This window comes from Bacillus cereus group sp. MYBK95-2, from assembly GCF_051915225.1.
Lineage (GTDB): Bacteria > Bacillota > Bacilli > Bacillales > Bacillaceae_G > Bacillus_A > Bacillus_A cereus.
Genome location: NZ_JBQAEH010000013.1, coordinates 61541 through 82741 on the forward strand (window position 1 = coordinate 61541; position 21201 = coordinate 82741).

Sequence of the window (21201 nt, forward strand, 5' to 3'; positions counted from 1 at the left end):
CATCCCCCTCCTTACGTAATAGAACGAATACGTGGATCAACAATACGATGAATAATATCTGTAATAAAAATACATACAATTAAAAGTGCACTATAAAAAATGGTTGTTCCCATAATCACTGGATAATCTCGATTAAAAATACTATCTACAAAATATTTTCCGAGACCAGGAATTGAAAAAATCTTTTCAATAACGAAAGTACCTGTTAAAAGTCCCGCCATTAATGGTCCAACAAATGTAAGTACCGGAACAATTGCATTTCGAAGAGCATGTCTTATAATAATCTTCTTAATCGGTATACCTTTCGCTCTCGCTAACTTAATATAATCACTCTGCAGTACTTCGATCATATTAGAGCGAACAAATCTTGTAATCACTGCGATTGGTCCTAACGCTAATGCAAAGGATGGCAATACCGTATGTTCAAATGTACCCCAAGAAGCTACTGGTAAGAGCTCGAATTGAATAGCCAATACTTGTATAAATAGTGGTGCTAAAATAAAGCTCGGAATAGAAATACCGAGGATGGCAAGTAAACTTACACCGTAATCAATTACCTTCCCATGATAGAGAGCAGCAAATGTACCTGCAGCAATTCCGACTAGCAATGAAATAATAAGTGCTTGTAAACCAATAATTGCTGATGGACCAAAACCAGTTGTTATAATTTCTGATACACCTTGCCCGGTTGATTGAACAGATTCACCAAAATCAAAATGAACTACGCCGTCTAAATAAGCAACATATTGATTCCATAACGGTTCATCAAGGTGATACTTCGCTCTCATGTTTTGGATCACTTCTTCAGGAAAGATTTTTGCATCTGATGAAAATGGATCCCCCGGAATAATATGCATAATTAGAAATGTCACCGTCGTAATAACCCATAGCGTGAACACCATAACTGATAATTTTTTAATTACATACACCCCAATAACCCCCTAAACACATATATTTACTTAGTTTTATAAACGTACTTTTTCCATTACTCCCTTTTCTCTTTTTAGAATACAAAAAGCCTTGATCTTAAAAAATAAGATCAAGGCTTAATAAACAAAGGCCCATCACTTATCTTTCAAGACTTGCTTGCTGGAATTAGCACGGTGTTCCTATTACAGAACCCGCTGCTGAGGTGTCATAGGGCCAGTCCCTCTACCTCTCTGGATAAGTAAATTGCTATATTATTATTTGGTTCAAATTGTATATTTCGAATTATAATTCTGAAAAAATGAAAAGTCAATCAAATTGGATATATTTAGAAAAATCAGTTTTTAATACTTTTATTTATCTATATCGTATTTCGCTTATAATAAAAAAAGATATGAAAGGAGTTATAAGATGGACCCCTTACTTCTAGCTACTATAGGATTACCCTTAACAATCGTTATACTTGTCATCATCGGCTTCTACAAACTCTTCATCAAAAAGAAAAGTATCACTTCTTTTTATACCCCTTTCGATAATATTACCGGGCAAACTATTTCCGAATTTCACGAAGAACAGAAGATATTAGTATCCGAGGATGAAGATGGAGATGGCAAGAAGAAAAAATAACCTTGCATAGGCAAGGTTATTTTTTCGTTTCTGCTTGAAAACGTTTATAGTATGTCGATGCTGTTGCAAAATTAATTTCTATATCACGAATCAACGATGAATCTTCTTCTTTAGCTAACTTCTGTAATTTTTTCATTGCTTGTTCTGATTCATTCAAGAAACCAACATATACCTCATGTTCTTGCTCTTTCGATTTTGGAACACGAATTTCTTTACGTATATGATCAATATCTTCTAACATGCTAGTTGTTACCTTTTGCACATCTTCTTTATATGTAGCATTCGTTATTTCCTTACCGCCCTTTTCTTTTGCCACTTCAAATAACTGCAGTGCTTTATTAATTTCTTTATTGATTTTTATATCGTATTTTTCATGTACTGCACGGTATTCTTTCATCTCTTCTGTTTGTTCAGTAGATTGCTCTACCTTTTCTTTCGTATCTTTATTTCCATTACACCCTGCTAGAAGGAGCATACTTCCCATTACAGCAATACCCAAAACCTTCTTCATCTCTTCTTCTCCTTTTATCTACAGCTATTACTCATTATAGTTTCTTTTATCTCCACTTGTTATTATACCGAGAACGCCCTACTTTTTACACTTAAGACGACATCGTAATATATATACCAACATGTTTGTCACAGTATCGTCACTTTATACAAATAACTTTTGCAATGCTTTACTACTCACCTTACAAAACTGTAAGCACACATAAAGAACAAACCATGCTAGACTTACATATGCATAACGCAAACATATGTAAGGTTTTAAGGAGAATCATCTATGTACAACACAATACCTTTTATGGGAGAAGATATTCGTGTCCTTATTCGCGAAAAATCACTTCATATCGAAAATACAGAGAGCCTTCGCCGCGTATTAAAGAAGAAGCATGCTCCGTTTAAGTTAGCTCAATATTTAAAACAACAACATACAAATCAATTTCATACCGTGCTCAATATATCGGATAAATCATTAACAATCGAAATCATCGGTCATGTCTACATTGGAAACTTTGCAGATACCTTAAAGGAAATCCCACGTATACCGAAGATTGCTCCTATTATCGTTAAAAAAGCGTATAAAATTACTGACCATACCGATATTATCGACTGTGGGGAAAAAGAAGTCGATAGTAATCGCTGGGTGTGGGATAAACTTGCTGTTTTATATGATACGATCATGAATAATATGTATGAGGTATTTCAAAGAAATGAAAAAAAGAACTGATTCAAACATTCCCTTTGAATCAGTTCTTTTTTGTTAAGCCTCTAAATTTTGTTTTTGCTGCAGTTCAAACTGCTTCTCACTTCTTCTGGCCATAAATAGATAACATAACACTGCTCCTACTTCACAAAGCGCAATAACAACCCCCATCGGTAATGCTGTATTACTTCCACCGATACCTACAAGCGGCGCAACAAGAGCTCCTGAAATGAACTGTAATAAGCCTAATAAAGCTGATGCTGTTCCTGCAGCTTGTTTCTGATTTCTCATCGCTAATGAAAACCCAGTTGTTGATACAACCCCGACACTTGATACGACAAGGAATAACGAACATAAAACACCGATTAAACCTATTCCTAGTACGATTGTCAGTAGTAAAGATAGGCCACCAACAGCTGCGATAATAATACCAGCAACAAATAATGTCTTCTCATTCACTTTCCCCGCTAAACGACCCGTTACCTGACTAGCAATAATAATACCGATGCCGTTAATCGCAAAGAATAAACTAAATTGCTGTGGTGATGCTCCGTATATGTTCTGCAACACAAATGGTGAGCCCGAAATGTATGCAAACATTGCCGCTGTTACTAATCCTTGTGACAATGCATATCCCATAAACAGACGGTCCTTTAACAATTTTCCGTACGTCGCCAAAGTCCCTGACAAACCACCCGTTTCTCTTTCTTCAGGAGGTAATGTTTCACGCAATACAAAAGTAGCTGAGATTAACATGAATACACTAATTGCTCCAAGAACGATGAAAACACCGCGCCACGTTGTAAACTGTAATAATTGCCCCCCAATAATCGGTGCCAAAATAGGTGCTGCTCCGTTTACTAACATAAGCAGTGAGAAAAACTTCGTCATTTCAGAACCTGAATACATATCACGTACCATCGCACGTGATATAACAATCCCGGCTGATCCTGAAGCTCCTTGTAGGAAGCGCAATAACACTAATGTCCAAATAGATGGCGCAACAGCACAAAGTAAAGAAGAAGCAACATAAATAATAAGAGCAATAATAAGAGGTTTGCGTCTTCCGTAAATATCACTAATTGAGCCAACAAATAATTGTCCTACTGACAGCCCAAGCAAACAAGCTGTTAATGTAAGCTGCGCGAGGGATGCACCTGTTTGCAAATCATCCGTTAACTTCGGTAATGAAGGCAAATACATATCAATAGATAATGGTCCAATCGCCGTAAGTGTTCCTAATACAAGAATCATCCATAACCTGTTTGCCTTTACAGGTTTATATATTTCGTGATTAACTTCATTCACTTTTTCAATTCACCCTTTCCTATACAAACTGAATCGTAACAATTATAGTTACATCATAAACATACGTCAAGTACAGCGCGTTTTCCTCTTTCATAATGTAAAAAAAGCGATAGAAATTCTATCGCTTTACTTTTTCACATTGCTATTCGTAAATTTAGATACTGAGGACATCATCTCTCCCGTATCTAAATATGTAATTTGAATTGGGTCTCCTACTTCTGTAAACATAGCATATGGGAATTTCTTCACCGGTATCATAAATACCTTTTGTTCATTCTCTAAAAGTACGTACACGATTGTATTTTCACCTGATTTTTCTTTATATACACGTTGTACAATACCTTCTTTTTGCGCTTCTTTTCCTGTTGAGGTTGGTCTAAATGTATCACCATTACCGCTCATTACGTTTTTATAATTCTCAAGCGCTTCTTTCTGCGAAGAACCTGTCGCAAATATTTTTGCATTAGCAGCATATACAACTGTATGTGCACGTACTAGGCCTCCGTCATCAACAACCGGAATAATCCAAGCTGGTTTACCGTATACGTTATAAATGACAGGCATTGTCCCATGCCATTTCTCTCTCTTAAAGGAATTATCTACTACTTCTGTAGCTGCTGAACCATCCATAATCCCCTTTACTTCTTTTCCATTATAGTAATATAGCTTGCCTGTGCGTGCATCTACTAATGAATAGCCTAGGGCTGAATCTACTCCTTCTTTTGGAGAAGTAAAGTCTGTAAAATAATACAGTGTTCCATCTTTACCAAAGATCGGGGTCACGCCTTCTTTCGTTCCCCACTCAGTCGGAATTTTCATATCTGTTTGTGAGAATTTCGTATTCCAAAATCCGTGAATATATTTACCAAAGTACGTATTTAACGTAGATGCAGTCTCATGATTTAATACACCATCAACAAATTTAGGTGCCTTTCCTTTATCATATCTTTTCACTTCACCTGTTTGTGCATCTACTACGACAACACCTTCTACCTCAAATCCAGATCTTCCTGAAATAAATTCACCATACGTCATTGTATAATATGGTTTTCCTTTATCATCAACCTCAAATTTAGGTTTTCCTTTAAAGATTAAATTTGGTTCTGCTTGCCTTACCACACGCTCTAAATTATTACCAAAAAACATGCTTGGCACATATTTCATTTTATAACCGAGGTGCAGTTTCGCTTCCGCATCAGGATTCGTACCTGACATCGTTACATACCCTGGAATTGTCTCAGCTTTACGCGCTTTAAAAAATCCTGAAACTTCAATCGGCGCTACATATAAAGCTTCGCCGTTTACCATTTGTGGCGTTAATTCTCCTAGCTCAAAATAAGCTACTTTCGGAATATCACCAAATACTTTTTTCATCTTATTCTCCGCTGTCTTTGGCGGCACTGTAAACGGCTGGTCATTTTCAGTAAATGGCTCTGAAATATCTTTCTCTACCTTAACAACAGAATCATATTTCTTTTGCGAGATTACTATATCGTGCAAATAACCAAAGTAGCCGTAACTTGCGAGTAAAATAAACATTAGAAGTCCTTTTAATGTACCTTCTAATTTCCCTATTTGATCTTGTGAAAATAAAACAAGCCCAATTAAAATTGCTACTGCAACAGAATAATGAGTAAGAATCGAGTCTACCCGATCATCAATTAGCCAAAAGTATTCATAGATTGCAATACCTATCCAAAATAAAACAGGAATAACTAAAATAGATGATTTCTTACCCTTTACAACCTTCTTATCTCCCTTCTTATCCACTGCTCGAAGCTTACTACTACTTCTTGTCCATGGAATCAAAAACAAAGTAAGAATAGCTAAAACTACAAATTTCATCAAAGGCACTGTCCCCTTTTCTTTTGTATTCCCTTTTAGTATAACAAATAAAGGGTATTAAGGTGAAAATAGGAATAGTTATATTTTTTTACTACTTAATACAATCCCGCTCACTACATATAGAATAGATGCAATATAAAAAATTGTACCAATCGTAAAGAAATCTACTAAATATCCCGTGGCAATAACCGCTACTGCTCCGCCAATGGATGTCCACACATGGTATTTTCCAATCTCATAACCAGCCTTTTCCTGCGCAACCTTTCGTGCTAATGAAGTCTTCTCAGTATTACGCTGCACAGCACCTAAAACTCCCATTACAATTTGAAGAATATACACATGCCATACTTCCGTGGCAATCGGAAAGCAAAGCATTAAGATTGCCATGGACCAAGCGTATATGATTAATAATTTTTTATCACCTACTTGATCAGATATCTTTCCCACTAGTGGATATACAAGTGCTGATGTTAAAGCAAATAAGCCATACGCCCAGCCAAATTGCGAGAAGCTATTTCCAATGTTTCGAAGCAATAATATATAAAAAGGAAATACCATACTTCCTGCCATCATGATGATACTTTGCGAAGCCACAAATCTTCTATATGTCATTTCGTATACTCCCTATAAAATAAATTCACAAATCTCTCTTCTGAATCTACTTCCTTCTTTTTCTTGAGAAATTCTTCAATACGAGGATATGCCCTCTTTAACTGCTCTTTCGTTGGATAAGAATAGTACGGCAAATAGTAACTACCGTTATGCTTTAAAGTAACATCAATCATCTTCCGAATGACATCCTCTGTTTTCTTTATCTCACTCTCTGAGCGTCCCTGGTTAATCAAAAGAACCAGCGCAAACATATCATCTTTCGCATAGGACAAAACTGCATTTTCATTCTTTTCCACGTAACGAATCGTAATGTTGAGTAAATTAAACTCTTCTTCATTTAATACGTTACGTAAATCATCTATATACTCCGTGAAAGCATCTATAGGCACAAAGTATTCTTGTAACACTTCGGTCCTATTTGGATTTTCATATTCCATAAAAGCACTATCTGATCTCATAACATTATTACGCGTCTCATACTTTCCATCTGTACGTTCAAAATAACCTCTTTGTATATCCCAAAACGTATTCTTTCCCCAATCACTATAACGTGATAACCCAAGTAAAAATTTCGGTACCGCTATAATATTTTCTTCCTTTAATTCACTGTACTCTTCTCTCATATTTTGATTTTGTGCCAAAGTATAATCTGTCACATACATCTCTTTTAAAAATGAATTTGGAGCAACAGAAATACGCGCTAAGTGCATACGAACATTCTCATCTCTTTTCACTTTCTCTTTGAAATAAGATGCGTATTCTTTATAATCTATCATTCTCGTGTGCATTTCATATAATTCATCATCTGTTAACTTCAGCGTCACATCTAAAATAACTCCAAATAAACCGTAACCCCCAATGACATATGGAAATAACTCTGCATTTTCTTCTCTACTTACATTACGTACCGTGCCATCTGCCATTAACAATCTAAATGAATCTACTGTATCAATTAGTGCCTCATGACGAATATCACGCCCGTGTACATTTACACTTAATGAACCACCAACAGTAAAAATATTTTGAGACTGCATGACCTGTACCGCAAGGCCATATGGATTTATTTTCTTCTGAATATCATTCCACGTGACACCACTTTGAACTGTAATCTGCTTCTTCTCTGGATCAAATTCTAATATTTTATTATACCCTTTCATATCGAGCATCGTGCCATTTGGATAATATGTCTGTCCTCCTTGGCTATGTTGCATGCCTGCAATGGAAATTTTCTCTCCTGAAACTTTTGCATCTCGCACTAATTTTATTAACGAGTGCTCTTCCGTAGCACTTTCAACACGTTTTATTTTTGTCGGAAGCAATTTACCTACATCACTCATAATAGGATGATCAATTTGTTTTTTATACGTATGTACAGACGTTGCAAGCAAAACCGTATATGCAACAATGACCGCCGCTATCTTTCCTTTTTTCAAATGACACTCTCCTCTTCTACATCTTTTCCTCTTTATATTGTACCTATTTTCCTATGAAGAAAGAATACAAAAAAGAGGGACCTTATTTTAGGTCCCTCCTTATCAAAACTGTTACTTTGCTGCTGGCAATTGTATTGGGTCAAACTTTTCATACGACGTATATTTTGCGTTCGTAATAATGTGTGCTTTATCCTTGCCATTGCTACTCATAATCATGTCTATCTTTGCTGATTCATATTTAAAATCTTTTGTAATGATATATTCTGCATCCACTTCTTCTATCTTCGCATTTTGTGCTTGTAACATTTTCTTCTGCGTTTCATCCATGCTAGTTAACATACTTTCTGTTTCTTGCCCTTTTAATGTAAATTTCAGTTTATATTTATCTCCGCTTTTCTCCAGCTTCATTTTATCTAAAACTACTTCCGGTACTTCTAATTTATCTATAATATCTTGAGTCGCTTTTATTCCACCAGCGTTTAATTGCTCCTCTGGTACGGTTACAACTTCTCCTGTATTAGGGTTTTTTACCTCACCAGCAACTTTACCATCCACAGTATACACTACAACATCTGTACCGGAAATATTCATTTCAGAACGAGAATTCTTTGTCTTTGGCTCTAATTGCATCTTAGCCTTTAATATATCCATCTCTGTTCCCTCAGCTTTTACCCCTACACCATATGTCATCGTTACATGTTCTTCATTTTTAAAAGCTTCATTCGTTTTCTTGAAAACATCTTTCGCCGTTAATTCCTTTTCTTTTTGAACGGATTCTTTTTTCGGCTCATCCGTCTTTGCTGTTTTCTCATTACTACACCCTACCCCTAGACTGATTGCAAGTACTAAACTTGAAACAAAAATAATTTTTTTCATACTGTTGCCCCCTTTCCCAAAATAATATCACCTCTTTTCCTATGAAATCTATATAATTTTTAATCTATACTCACTATATAGCGACATGTTTAATAAAGATCTTAAATATGATGTAAATAAAGACAACTCATTTCAGGAGGACATTATGAAGGCGATCATTTGCACACAGTATGGACCACCTAACGTTCTTCAGCTTCAAAATATAGAGAAACCTATACCTAAAAAGAACGAAGTATTAGTTAAAATTCACGCAACAAGTGTATCGACTGGAGATTGTAGAATACGCGGATTTAATAGCCCTCTATTATTTTGGATTCCTATGCGACTTATATTAGGACTTAGAAAACCGAGAAACCCTATACTTGGCGTAGAATTAGCAGGAGAGATAGAGGAGATCGGGACAGATGTAACTCAATTTAAAAAAGGAGATCAAATTTTTGCATTAACAGAACTAAATCTTGGTGGTTATGCCGAATACACATGCGTGCATGAAAGTGGATTAATAACATTAAAACCTACCAATGTAACGTATGAAGAAGCGGCAGTTATTCCTTTTGGTGGAACTTCAGCGTTGCATTTTCTGAGAAAAGGCCGAATAAAAAAGGGGCAACAAGTTCTCATATATGGTGCCTCTGGATCAGTAGGAACAGCTGCCATACAACTCGCTAAATATTTTGGTGCGATCGTTACAGCTGTTTGTAGTAATTCAAATTTTGAACTAGTGCAATCTTTAGGAGCGGATAAAGTGATTGATTATACGAAAGAAGATTTTACTAAGCGGCGCGAGCGTTACGATATTATATTTGATGCAGTTGGGAAGCATAAAAAATCCCTTTGTAAACAAGTATTAGCGCCTAATGGAAAATATGTATCTGTGAATGGAATGATGGCAAAAGTAAGTAAAGAGGATATGATTCTACTAAAAAGACTAACTGAAACAGAACATTTAAAACCTGTTATTGATAGAACTTACCGATTAGAAGAAATTGCTGAAGCTCATATGTATGTGGAAAAAGGGCATAAAAAAGGAAACATTTCGATTACCTTAAAATAAAATATATTCAGAAAACAATATTGACAATTCTTTTTGTAAGATTTACTATTAGTACCATACTAAAAAACTACATACACATACTCTTATCAAGAGTGGCGGAGGGACTGGCCCGATGATGCCCGGCAACCGAGCTTATGACGTATAAGCTAAGGTGCTAATTCCTGCAAAACGAGTTTTCGTTTTGGAAGATAAGAGAGGAACCTATTTCGTCTATTCGGCACCTCTCTTATTTTGAGAGGTGCTTTTTATTTTGGAACGTATATGAAGGGGGAATCATAGATGAAGAAAGTATTATTAAGCATTGTAAGCGGAGCGGTACTATTATTAGGCGCATGTAGCGCAGGTTCAGATAAACAAGTAAAAGCGTTAGATGAGAAAAAGATTACTGTCGGTGTAACAGGCGGGCCGCATGAGCAGATTTTTGAAAAGGTAAAAGAAGTGGCAGCGAAAGATGGTCTCGAAATTGATATAAAAGTATTTAATGATTATGTAGCACCAAACGTATCCCTCGATGAAAAAAGCCTTGATGTAAATAGCTATCAAACGAAATCATATTTAGACGTATTTAAAGCTGAACGTAATATGAAATTAACCGAAGTATTTTCAACAGTAACATTCCCTATGGGCGTCTATTCTAAAGACATAAAAGATGTAAAAGAATTAAAAGAGGGCGACGCAATCGCTGTCCCAAATGACCCAACGAATGAACTTCGTGCTTTAAAGTTATTTGAAAAAGCAGGGGTTTTAAAAGTGGATCCAAAAGCGACAGAAAAAGCGACTGCGAAAGATGTAATTGAAAATCCAAAAAAATTAAAGATTGTTGAGTTAGAGGCATCTCAATTACCAACACAACTAAGTGAAGTAAAAGCAGCTGCAATTAATACAAACTTTGCATTAGGTGCAAAATTAAGCCCTGCGAAAGATTCCATTTTCCGTGAAGGCAAAGATTCGCCTTATGTGAACTGGGTCGTTGTTCGTACTGAAAATAAAGATGATGTTGTTGTAAATAAATTAAAGAAAGCTTATCAATCTAAAGAAGTAAAAGAATTTATCGAGAAAAAATTTGATGGTTCTGTTTTACCGTCTTGGTAGGAGCTGACGATAATGATTGAATTAAAAAATGTATCCAAAGTATTTACAACAAAAAAGGGGAATGTGGAAGCTCTTAAGTCCACTTCCCTCCAAGTAAAAAAGGGCGAAGTATTTGGAATCATTGGATATAGTGGCGCTGGCAAAAGTACATTAATTCGCTGTGTAAATTTATTAGAAAAACCAACGACAGGAAATATTATTGTAAACGAGCAAGATTTAACAACACTGTCTACAAAAGAACTAGCAAAAGCGAGACAAAAAATCGGGATGATTTTTCAAGGATTCAATTTGCTCAAAACTGTTACCGTTTATGAAAATATCGCATTACCGTTACGCCTTGCTGGCGTTCCAAAATTAGAAATTGAAAAAAGGGTAGAAAAGTATTTACGTATTGTCGATCTTTTTAATCGAAAAGATGCCTATCCGAGTGAACTTTCTGGTGGCCAGAAACAACGTGTTGCCATTGCACGTGCACTATCACATGAACCGGAAGTGTTATTAAGCGACGAAGCAACGAGTGCTTTAGATCCAGAAACAACTGATTCTATTCTTGACCTATTATTAAAGATTAATGAGGAAATCGGGATTACAATTTTATTAATTACACATGAAATGAATGTCATCCAACGTATATGCGACCGAGTTGCTGTTATGGAACATGGAGCAGTAATTGAAAGCGGGACTGTGAAGGAGATCTTCACAAACCCACAACATGTAACAACGAAGAAATTTGTAAATAGTGCATTTGCAGCAAAAATCCCAGCTGAAGTACAAAAAGAACTACAAAGAACCGGAGAAATCGTAACACTTTCATTTATAGGAAATTCTTCTGGTGAACCAGCGTTAGCTATCGCTACAAAACGTTTCCAAGTGTATCCAAATATTTTATCCGGTAATATTACACAGTTAAAACATGAGGCATACGGGAAACTTGTCATTCATATGCAAGGGGAACAAAATGAAATCAACCACGCTTTATCATTTTTACAAGAGCAAGGAATCATCGTAGAAGGGGGTAGAACAGATTATGGGAAACAAGTCCTTTTTGGATGAATGGGGTAAAGTCATATGGGAAGCAACCATTCAAACATTTCAAATGACATCTATTTCACTATTCATCTCTATCCTTATTGCACTACCACTTGGTGTCACACTTGTTTTAACAAGACCTGGTGGGCAGCACGAAAATAAAATCATTTACCCAATTCTTAATACAATTATTAATATCATTCGCTCTCTTCCATTTATCATTCTATTATTCTTCATTTTACCTTTTACAAAGTTTCTAATGGGAACCTCCATTGGTGTACAAGGCGTAATCGTACCGCTTGTCGTATTCACGGCCCCTTATATTGCACGATTAATGGAAACTGCTTTATTAGAAGTAGATCGCGGCGTTATTGAAGCCTATCAAGCGATGGGCGTTTCTACTATAAAAATTATTTGGCACGTTATGGTGAAAGAAGCTCGTCCCTCCCTTGTACTTGGATTAACAATTGCAACGATTGGCTTAATCGGCGCAACAGCAATGGCTGGTCTTGTAGGCGCTGGTGGGCTAGGGGACTTAGCATATCGCTTCGGACATTTACGCTATGAACCTGAAGTAATGTATGCAACTGTCTTTATTTTAATTATCCTCGTTCAAGGATTACAGTCTTTAGGGAATGGTATTGCACGAAGGTTGAAGAAAGATTAAAAAAGAAGGTATCTCACTAAGGTGAGATACCTTCTTTTTTATCTTTTAAATCCACCTTCTGAATGAATAACTTGCCCAGTAATCCACTCAGCTTCTTCACTTACTAAAAATTTAATGAGTCTAGCTGCATCCTTTGGCTCACCAATTCTGCCAAAAGGAAACATCGGCTTTAACCCTTGTTTTATCTCTTCAGTCATCCATCCTGTATCAGTTGGTCCTGGATTAATTGCATTCACTGTTATTCCTAAATGAGCTACCTCTGCTGACAACGTACTAGTAAGAGCATCAATAGCTCCCTTCGTTGTTGCATACGCTAGTTCTCCTACCATAGGACCTTGAAATTGCCCCGAAGTCATATTCACAATTCTACCACCAGATTTTTTATCAAATCCTCGGGCAAATTGACTACTGAGCAATGTAGTCGCACGAATATTCACCATATAATGCTTATCTAATTCTTCAGCAGTCAACGTAGAGAAATCATTATTCGTAGAATATGCTGCATTATTAATTAATATATGAGGGTACCCTAATTGTTCAGTAACTTTATTTATAAGCTCTTTCGGTGCATCATTCTGAGTTAAATCTAACTCCATACTTGAGACTTTAACACCGTTTTTTAGTAACTCTTCTTTTAATTGTATTTGTTCATTTTTATCAACGCCCCAAGGCATCTCTTTATCGTAAGCTGTCCAATACGTAAAAAATATATCGTATCCTGATTCAGCTAATTCTTTACAAACCGCTGCGCCTATACCATCTAGACGACTTACCCCTGTAATAACTGCTACTTTATTTTTTAATTGGTTCATCATATACTCCTCCAAGTTTAAAGGACGCATATTTTATATAAGAGATATAAACTTTCCCACAAAAAAGACAGATACATAAAATAGGCACCTATCCTTATAAAAGGGATGTACAATCCAAATATGCATTCCTTGAATGATTTACAGATGACTAAATAAACCCTCGCTTATGAGAGCAAAATTCATCTATCTAGTAGTTTCTAATCATTACAAGTTCATCCACATATCTAGTCTTTGCCTCCTTTTGATATATCTCTATTATTAGTCTATCAAAAAAGATGAAATGTTACAAAAAATAAAACAATTACTCAAAACATATATTCGTTCACATTTCCTCTATTGTGAATTTGTTCACAATATATATATAATAAACATGTAAATACAATATTGGAGGGATTTCAATGGTTATCAATTTTTTAAGAACTGATAAACGTGCTACTTTCATATTATTACTTTTACGGCTTTACATAGGGTATACATGGTTCGCTGCTGGGATAGGCAAAGTCTTCGGACAATCTTTTGACGCAAGTGGCTTTCTAAAGGGTGCTATTGCTCAAGCATCAGGTGACCACCCTGCAGTACAAAGTTGGTGGGCAGATTTTCTTCAACATTTTGTCCTTCCAAACGCAGACCTATTTAGCTTTTTAGTTCAATGGGGAGAAATTTTAGTAGGTCTAGGTTTAATTTTAGGCGGATTAACAAAAACAGCTGCATTTTTCGGAATCATAATGAATCTTTCATTTTTATTAAGTGGAACTGTTAGTGTAAACCCAAACCTGCTTATTTTGACTATGTTCATTTTAGTTGCAGGGCAGAACGCTGGACGTATTGGATTAGATGGCTATGTTTTCCCTAAACTTTTCCGTAAAAACAACCACGGAACATATAAATTAAGTAAAACTGCGTAGTAACAGTTTACTTTTAAAATATAAATAAGAAAAAGAGCCTGAATATAGGCTCTTTTTCTTATTTATCCTAATTTAAACTTTTAACGAGCCACGAAAACCTCTGGCAGCATAGTAAGAGTCTGCTCCATTGTGGTACACGAAAACATGGCCAAAGCGATAATCGCAAAATAGAGCACCACCAAGCTCTCTAATATCTGAAGGTGTTTGTACCCAACTCGATGATTTCATATCAAAATCTCCAAGTTTTTGTAACTCTCGATATTGTTCTTCCGTTAATAACTCAATACCCATAGCGGCCGCCACATCAATAGCGTTATTTTCTGGTTTATGTTTTTTTCTTGATTCTAACGCTTCAAGATCATAACAAAGACTTCTGCGGCCTTTAGGACTCTCCTTTGAACAATCATAGAAAGTATATTCGTCCTTTTCTTCATCATAACCAACAACATCCGGTTCACCACCAGTTACTTCCATTTCGTTAAGTGACCACATTTTTTCATTATTAGTAGTCAGCTTCGCTTCAACTTTAGCCCATTCAAGACCTTCATGGCGGTTCATGTTTTTCTCAAAACGAGCTTGCAATACTTTCAATAACTCTTCACGTTTTTCTACTAGTAAGTCATTTTTATTTCCTGTCATATTAGTCCTCCCTGATGTATGTACTGATAGTAGTTTAAGTATATATTTTATAATAAATCATCTCAATATGAAGACCGTTTCAACCTTATGTCTTGTACAAACATCCCTTACAAAGTCCTAAAACCCTCCATACTCTCTCCAAGAATATAGTGTGAAAACCACATCAAGTTCTGCTTCATAATAGCCACATGAACTCCTGGTTGGTCAGAACTATATGCCATTCCTTTAAATATAATTAATTCTGTATCAACTTCCATATCCATTAATCCTTGATATAGATCATATGCATTTGTAATTGGAATTCTTGCATCCTTTTCCCCATGTTGAATTAAGGTAGGCGTACAAGCTGATTTAATATACGTCATAGGTGATGTCTTCGTATATATCTCTGGATCATTCCATGGAGTATTTCCTAAATACATTCTAATAAAGTAAGGTATATCTGTATTTACATAATGGGTACTCCAGTTAGTTATTCCACCGCCAACTGAAATAGCTTTAAACCGACTACTAAACGTAGAACAGAAAGCTGATACATATCCACCGTTGCTCCATCCCATAACTCCTACTCTATCCTTGTCTACCATCCCTTTTTCTACTAGTTCATCCACTCCAGATATAACATCATCGTAGTCAGCAATCCCCTGTTTTCTATAGTTAGCTTTTAAAAATTCATTACCATAACCTGAACTTCCTCTGTAATTTGGTTCTAAAACGATAAAGCCTTTTTCAACAAACTGTTCAATCGGATATTTCTCATTGAAGCAATCTGAAAATATCGGAAAAGATGCCCAAGCCGGACCGCCGTGAATTACTACTAATAAAGGATATTTTTTATTAGTGTCCAACTCTACTGGCGTTGATAAAACACCTTCTATTTCAAGACCATCGCTACTTTTCCATGAGATGATTTCCCTGTTACTTCTAAGTTTCCCTTTGAAAAAGCTATTTTCATCCGTTATTTTTTTATCGTCTAAATAGATTTCAAAGGTTTCATTTGTTATAGCCTTATTGTAGGATATATGTTTGCCATCCTTTGTTATAGAAGCATCCATTATAAAGCCATTTACTTTTTCGCTTAATATTTCCACAGTGCCATCTTCGGCTAGCAATCCAATAAGATAATTCGTTTTATTCTGCCACCTAATTAAAACCCCTTTAGCTGTCCACTGTAATGGCATAACCGTACTATCAAAATCTGTTAAAGGTTGAATTAGCTCTCCGGTATTTATATCATATATCTCTAACGTACTATCTTGTATATGGTTTCTATAGTAACCCTTCTCTCTTATGCTTGCTGTGTAACATATTTCACTGCCGTCAGGAGAAAAGCAAACACTCCCTCCCAACAACTTATCCACATTCAGCTTTTGTAGCTCTCCAGCTTTAATATGGAGTATGTATAGATCTCCATTTATATAATCTGCCATATTTGAGCTTGGTGTCGCCATAAATACAACCTTTTTACCATCATTTGAAATATCAAATTCATGGATATGAAAATCCTTACCATCCGTTAATTGATAAACAACTCTGTTCTCGTGTTCATCTGTATCACTTTGTATCACCTTCTCTATTTCAATGTAATATAAACAATTATTCTGGTGTTCCTTACCTATATGTTGAAAATCTCCATATAGATCCTTACGTTTCTTTATCTCCTCACATTCTTTTGACTGCGTAACATAATAAAGACCCTTGCCAGTAGGACCCCATTTGAATGTACTGACTCCTTCTTTCTCATCGGTAATTTGAACCTCTCTATAACCATCTAGTGACTTAACAAATATCTGATTTTTCCCATCACCAACTGGACTAAGATATGCGATACACCTAGCATCTGGAGACCATAATGGGTGTGTACTATCTATATCACCATTTGATAATGGGTAACTCTGCTTCTTATCTTTTTCATATATCCATACATGATTCCTATATGTATTGTCTTTCCAATCAGCCGTCTTCTTAACAAATGCTACGTTTTTACCATCATCACTTATGTTTGTACTTGATACGGTTGGTAATGAAATAATCTCTTCTATACTTAAATATGTTTTTTCATTCACTTTCATCAATATACCCCCTTGAAATGTCCATAAATCTCTCGTCTCTTTTTATCGTAATAAAGGAAATTGTTCACGAATACTTAAAACGATAACGGAAAATTCAGATAAATAAAAGTGAAGTCGATAAAGTAAAACTTTAATTTATGGAGTTCTATCCATTTACCAATTCTAGATGTTCTTTTCCGACACAAAAACACCCCTTTTAGATACAAATTTGTAAATTTATTTTAAAGCTATAACTATATGTTGGTTTAGAATAAAATTTGATAAAAATGAAGTCACAAATCTTTATTTAACAACAAAAAAATTCATTTTGAAAAAACGATTGATCAAAATAGAATCACTCTTTTTAACTAAGTATGAGATTTTTATAAAAAAATTTTAATCAAAACTCACTTAGAATCTTTACTTGAAGGAATAAAGCTTCGCATCTTTTTTGTGAACATCGTTAAACTAAGATAAATTTTGACCGTATCTGTAATTAATTGTAAAATATTATACGTAGAAAGGTATTATAAAATAAATATAGAAGGGGTATGTTTTTTAGTTTTAAAGGGGCTAAAGCACATCTATTTTATGTTTTTAAAGGGAGAATTGAAAAATCATATGAAGAATTTCAAAAAGAGTACAGGTAAAATTTTACTAGCATCTGGATTAGTAGTTTCTATGTCAGCTTGTAGTGTAACAAATTTATTTGGAGAAAAAGAAAAAACAAATGCTGAATCTGGTAAACAAGAAAGTAAAGAAACTAAGACAGAAGGTAAATCATCTGAAACAAAGGAAAAATCAACTAACTCAAAAGAAGAAAGTAAAGATGTTAAGATGATTATGGTTTTACCTGAGGATTACCCACAACTTATGGTAGACATTGAAGAAGACTTATTAAGACGTCTAGATTACTATGATGCTTCTGTGAGGGATAATAAAAAGGGAAGTAAGTCAAATGAAGAGGTACGAGATAGTATTAAAGACTTAGATAAAGTATTTAATAAAATAGAGCGTATAGATGCACCAGGAAAATACAAGGAAGATCATAAGGAAATTGTAAAAGCTGTTCAAAAGTTAAAAGAATCTTTCAAAGAAGTATCGAAGTTATTTGATTACTCTAAAACACTTAAAGATACGGATGATGCAATCATAGATAAAGCAAACAATAAATTAGATGAAGCAAAACGCATTTGGAAACCTGTATTTGATAAGTTAAAAGCGGAAGCTAAGGGTGGTTCAACAACTACTTCTACAACAAGTGGTACTAGTTCTTCTAACTCACCGAGTTTATCTAGTGGTAATACAGTTAAAACATACAGTACCCAAGATAAAACTGGTATATTCAAAGGAAAAATTGATACACCAGACGAGGATTCCGCTAAGTTTAAGAATGTACAGAACAACTATAAAGACGGTACAGAGCTTGTAGGTAATTGGGGTATTGATTACGGAGACGGAGTCAAAACTACGTTAGTCCTAAAAGCAGATAAGACATTTGAAACATATGCAAATGGTTCTTATCCAAATAAAGATAATTACTTAACAGGAACATACCAAGCAGACGTTTCTTCCCATCAGTTAACGCTAATGGTGGAAAAAGGAACTCAAAATGGTCAAGAAGTGAAATTGGAAAGACCTATTTATTCATCATATGAGGTTAAAAATTTAGATGGTAAAGCGTTACAGATTTTCCACATAGACGAACAAGTAACAATTTGTTATGTAAAACAATAAATAACTAAAAAAACTCTGTAAAATGATTTTTACAGAGTTTTTTCTTAGTTTTAATTTATTTCAAACGTATAACTATATTTATTAACCTACCAATCTCCTACTCAACAGTAACAGACTTAGCTAAGTTACGTGGCTTATCAACGTCACACTCGCGGTGAAGCGCTGCGTAGTATGAGATAAGTTGTAATGGAATAACTGCTACTAGCGGTGCTAGCGCTTCGTGTACAGCTGGTAATACGAAGCTGTCACCTTCCATTTCTAAGCCTTTCATTGAGATTATACATGGGTTAGCCCCGCGTGCTACTACTTCTTTCACGTTACCACGAATTCCAAGGTTTACGTGCTCTTGTGTAGCAAGTGCGATAACTGGTGTACCATTTTCAATTAAAGCGATTGTACCGTGTTTTAACTCTCCTCCAGCGAATCCTTCTGCTTGGATGTAAGAGATTTCTTTTAGTTTTAACGCACCTTCTAATCCTACGTAGAAGTCTACGCTACGGCCGATGAAGAAACAGTTACGCGTTGTTGCTAAAAATTGTTTTGCTAATGCGTCCATTTCTTCTTTTTGATCACAAAGTTCTATCATTGCATTTGCTACAAGTCCTAGTTCGTGTGTTAAATCGAAATCAAGAACTTCACCTTTTGCTTTAGCAATATCAGCTGCTAAAATTGAAAGTACTGCAAGCTGTGCTGTGTAAGCTTTCGTTGATGCAACTGCAATTTCTGGTCCAGCGTATAACGGAAGTGTATAATCAGCTTCACGAGAAAGCGTAGAACCAGGCACGTTTGTAATTGTTAATGCTTTATGACCCATTTCATTTGTTTGCACAAGTACTGCACGGCTATCAGCTGTTTCACCACTTTGTGAAATATAAATGAAGAATGGTCTTTCTGTTAATAATGGCATGTTGTAAGAGAATTCACTTGCCACGTGTACTTCAACTGGCATTTTTGCAAACTTCTCGATAAATTGTTTTCCAACAAGACCTGCATGATAACTCGTTCCACATGCAATGATGTAAATACGATCGCTATCTAAAATCGCATTGCGGATGTCTTGATTTAATTCAATTTCGCCATTTTCATCTTGATACTTTTGAATTATATTACGGATTACAAGTGGTTGCTCATCGATTTCTTTAAGCATGAAATGAGGATATGTTCCCTTTTCAATATCACTTGCGTCTAATTCCGCTGTAAACGGTGCACGTTCAATCGTTTCACCTTGTAAGTTTTTAATTGTAATACTTTCTTTCGTTACGATTACGATTTCTTTATCCATTAGCTCAATAAATTGATCTGTAACTTGTAACATCGCCATAGCGTCGCTTGCCACAACATTAAAGTTGTCACCAACACCTACTAATAGCGGGCTTTTGTTTTTAGCAACATAAATCATGTTTGGATTTTCAGCATCAAGTAATCCGATTGCATAAGAGCCATGTAAAAGAGATAGCGTATTACGGAACGCTTCTTCTACACTTAATCCTGTGCTCACTTGTTGTTCCATAAGCTGTACGATAACCTCTGTATCTGTTTCACTTACGAACGTTACATCTTGTAAATATTCCTTTTTCACTAATTCATAGTTTTCAATTACACCGTTATGAACTAATGTAAAGCGTTTTGATGTACTTTGATGCGGATGCGCGTTTACTTTACTTGGAACACCGTGTGTAGCCCAGCGTGTGTGTCCGATACCCACGCTTGCTGCTACGTTCTCATCTACGATTTCACGAAGTTTTGCGATACGGCCTTTTTCTTTGTATACAACAACACCGTTCTCTGCTTGTACTGCAATACCTGCTGAATCATATCCACGATATTCTAGCTTTTCTAAACCTTTTAATAAAATTTCCTTTGCATCTTGCTCTCCAATAAATCCTACGATTCCACACATGTTTAGTCGCCGTTACAAATGCTTACACTGCTCTGCGAACATGTAACGACATAGTCCGATACCATTTTTATTTATACTAAAAAACGGATTACATATTGCTAGCCCTGTAAGCTTGTAACGGCTTTCACCTTCCTCTCGATTGGGTTTAAGTCCGTATATACTTATACAGCTAGTTTTCATCCGTTCCTCTTCTCTCATCACACTTTCACCTTTGTCCACTAAGTCACCTTAATGATTTAAGTAAAAGCTTGCGGTTGTGATGAACAACCGGGAGTCATCCGCCGAAATCTCGATAAACCCCACCTCGTCAACTACACTATTTGTAGTTCTGGCGCTTTTATAATTTACAATATTTCCTTTGAGAAAAAGAACAAGACCATCTTATAACAAACATGGATAAACCGTCAATGAAATTTTTTTCATCGTCTATAAAACATATGAAAAAGGAGCACTTTTTGTGCTCCTTTTTCATATAAATTC

General features: G+C 35.5%; 20 protein-coding genes and 2 riboswitches. Of the genes, 8 read left to right on the forward strand and 12 right to left on the reverse strand.

What is annotated here, in order from left to right:
• Positions 1-11 precede the first annotated feature (11 nt).
• Positions 12-929 (reverse strand): ABC transporter permease, encoded by a 918-nt coding sequence (locus tag ACTFN4_RS27630; protein ID WP_000289313.1) that lies wholly within the window; start codon positions 927-929, stop codon positions 12-14.
• Between the two features lie 136 nt (positions 930-1065).
• A riboswitch (SAM riboswitch) is annotated at positions 1066-1171 on the reverse strand.
• A gap of 167 nt (positions 1172-1338) precedes the next feature.
• On the opposite strand from ACTFN4_RS27630, the gene ACTFN4_RS27635 reads away from it, so the two are divergent.
• A complete protein-coding gene (locus ACTFN4_RS27635) occupies positions 1339-1554 on the forward strand; it encodes a DUF3951 domain-containing protein (RefSeq protein WP_000371388.1) in 216 nt (71 codons plus the stop codon).
• Positions 1555-1570: 16 nt separating this feature from the next.
• On the opposite strand, the gene ACTFN4_RS27640 is transcribed toward ACTFN4_RS27635, so the two are convergent.
• Entirely contained in the window at positions 1571-2065 is a 495-nt protein-coding gene (locus tag ACTFN4_RS27640) for a hypothetical protein (RefSeq protein ID WP_000756541.1), read from the reverse strand.
• A 273-nt stretch (positions 2066-2338) separates the two neighbouring features.
• Between ACTFN4_RS27640 and ACTFN4_RS27645 the strand changes: the two genes are divergently transcribed.
• Entirely contained in the window at positions 2339-2785 is a 447-nt protein-coding gene (locus ACTFN4_RS27645) for a hypothetical protein (protein ID WP_000282860.1), read from the forward strand.
• A 33-nt stretch (positions 2786-2818) separates the two neighbouring features.
• On the opposite strand, the gene ACTFN4_RS27650 is transcribed toward ACTFN4_RS27645, so the two are convergent.
• The 5 genes from ACTFN4_RS27650 to ACTFN4_RS27670 form a co-directional block, all read right to left on the reverse strand.
• Positions 2819-4078, reverse strand: coding sequence for a multidrug effflux MFS transporter (locus ACTFN4_RS27650; protein WP_224200803.1), 1260 nt, complete (start codon positions 4076-4078; stop codon positions 2819-2821).
• Between the two features lie 117 nt (positions 4079-4195).
• Positions 4196-5914 (reverse strand): DUF3981 domain-containing protein, encoded by a 1719-nt coding sequence (locus ACTFN4_RS27655; protein ID WP_000674047.1) that lies wholly within the window; start codon positions 5912-5914, stop codon positions 4196-4198.
• Between the two features lie 78 nt (positions 5915-5992).
• Positions 5993-6526: an MFS transporter gene (locus ACTFN4_RS27660; RefSeq protein WP_025690505.1), complete on the reverse strand. Its 534-nt coding sequence runs from the start codon at positions 6524-6526 to the stop codon at positions 5993-5995.
• A complete protein-coding gene (locus tag ACTFN4_RS27665) occupies positions 6523-7959 on the reverse strand; it encodes an FAD-binding oxidoreductase (protein ID WP_119682835.1) in 1437 nt (478 codons plus the stop codon). The genes ACTFN4_RS27660 and ACTFN4_RS27665 overlap by 4 nt, the downstream gene beginning before the upstream one ends.
• A 111-nt stretch (positions 7960-8070) precedes the next feature.
• Complete coding sequence (locus ACTFN4_RS27670; protein WP_439963104.1) at positions 8071-8835, reverse strand: hypothetical protein; 765 nt, start codon at positions 8833-8835, stop codon at positions 8071-8073.
• 145 nt (positions 8836-8980) lie between these two features.
• On the opposite strand from ACTFN4_RS27670, the gene ACTFN4_RS27675 reads away from it, so the two are divergent.
• The 4 genes from ACTFN4_RS27675 to ACTFN4_RS27690 all read left to right on the forward strand — a co-directional run bounded on the left by ACTFN4_RS27675 (position 8981) and on the right by ACTFN4_RS27690 (position 12677).
• Positions 8981-9889: an NAD(P)-dependent alcohol dehydrogenase gene (locus ACTFN4_RS27675; RefSeq protein ID WP_025690511.1), complete on the forward strand. Its 909-nt coding sequence runs from the start codon at positions 8981-8983 to the stop codon at positions 9887-9889.
• An 80-nt stretch (positions 9890-9969) separates the two neighbouring features.
• Positions 9970-10084: riboswitch (SAM riboswitch) on the forward strand.
• A gap of 84 nt (positions 10085-10168) precedes the next feature.
• A complete protein-coding gene (locus tag ACTFN4_RS27680; protein WP_000756980.1) occupies positions 10169-10981 on the forward strand; it encodes a MetQ/NlpA family ABC transporter substrate-binding protein in 813 nt (270 codons plus the stop codon).
• Positions 10982-10993: 12 nt separating this feature from the next.
• The gene (locus tag ACTFN4_RS27685; RefSeq protein WP_000571355.1) at positions 10994-12034 is read left to right on the forward strand and encodes a methionine ABC transporter ATP-binding protein; all 1041 of its coding nucleotides are present in this window, start codon (positions 10994-10996) and stop codon (positions 12032-12034) included.
• Entirely contained in the window at positions 12009-12677 is a 669-nt protein-coding gene (locus ACTFN4_RS27690; RefSeq protein ID WP_000527136.1) for a methionine ABC transporter permease, read from the forward strand. The genes ACTFN4_RS27685 and ACTFN4_RS27690 overlap by 26 nt, the downstream gene beginning before the upstream one ends.
• Before the next feature lie 38 nt (positions 12678-12715).
• On the opposite strand, the gene ACTFN4_RS27695 is transcribed toward ACTFN4_RS27690, so the two are convergent.
• On the reverse strand, positions 12716-13492 hold the full coding sequence (locus ACTFN4_RS27695) for an SDR family oxidoreductase (RefSeq protein WP_002182367.1): 777 nt from the start codon (positions 13490-13492) through the stop codon (positions 12716-12718).
• Between the two features lie 395 nt (positions 13493-13887).
• Here ACTFN4_RS27695 and ACTFN4_RS27700 point away from each other — a divergent pair, with 395 nt between their 5' ends.
• On the forward strand, positions 13888-14394 hold the full coding sequence (locus ACTFN4_RS27700; RefSeq protein ID WP_025690519.1) for a DoxX family membrane protein: 507 nt from the start codon (positions 13888-13890) through the stop codon (positions 14392-14394).
• A 72-nt stretch (positions 14395-14466) separates the two neighbouring features.
• On the opposite strand, the gene ACTFN4_RS27705 is transcribed toward ACTFN4_RS27700, so the two are convergent.
• Both ACTFN4_RS27705 and ACTFN4_RS27710 read right to left on the reverse strand, forming a co-directional pair.
• Positions 14467-15033 carry a DUF4256 domain-containing protein gene (locus ACTFN4_RS27705; protein WP_048538436.1) on the reverse strand — a complete coding sequence of 189 codons (567 nt, stop codon included), beginning with the start codon at positions 15031-15033 and terminating at the stop codon, positions 14467-14469.
• 107 nt (positions 15034-15140) lie between these two features.
• Positions 15141-17105, reverse strand: a complete 1965-nt coding sequence (locus ACTFN4_RS27710; RefSeq protein ID WP_322368867.1) for a S9 family peptidase — start codon at positions 17103-17105, stop codon at positions 15141-15143.
• 588 nt (positions 17106-17693) lie between these two features.
• On the opposite strand from ACTFN4_RS27710, the gene ACTFN4_RS27715 reads away from it, so the two are divergent.
• The gene (locus ACTFN4_RS27715; protein WP_080001407.1) at positions 17694-18821 is read left to right on the forward strand and encodes a DUF3994 domain-containing protein; all 1128 of its coding nucleotides are present in this window, start codon (positions 17694-17696) and stop codon (positions 18819-18821) included.
• Positions 18822-18918: 97 nt separating this feature from the next.
• On the opposite strand, the gene glmS is transcribed toward ACTFN4_RS27715, so the two are convergent.
• Both glmS and ACTFN4_RS27725 read right to left on the reverse strand, forming a co-directional pair.
• Positions 18919-20721, reverse strand: coding sequence for a glutamine--fructose-6-phosphate transaminase (isomerizing) (gene glmS / locus ACTFN4_RS27720; protein WP_000334163.1), 1803 nt, complete (start codon positions 20719-20721; stop codon positions 18919-18921).
• Between the two features lie 12 nt (positions 20722-20733).
• Positions 20734-20919, reverse strand: coding sequence for a hypothetical protein (locus tag ACTFN4_RS27725; protein WP_001206405.1), 186 nt, complete (start codon positions 20917-20919; stop codon positions 20734-20736).
• Positions 20920-21201: the final 282 nt, after the last annotated feature.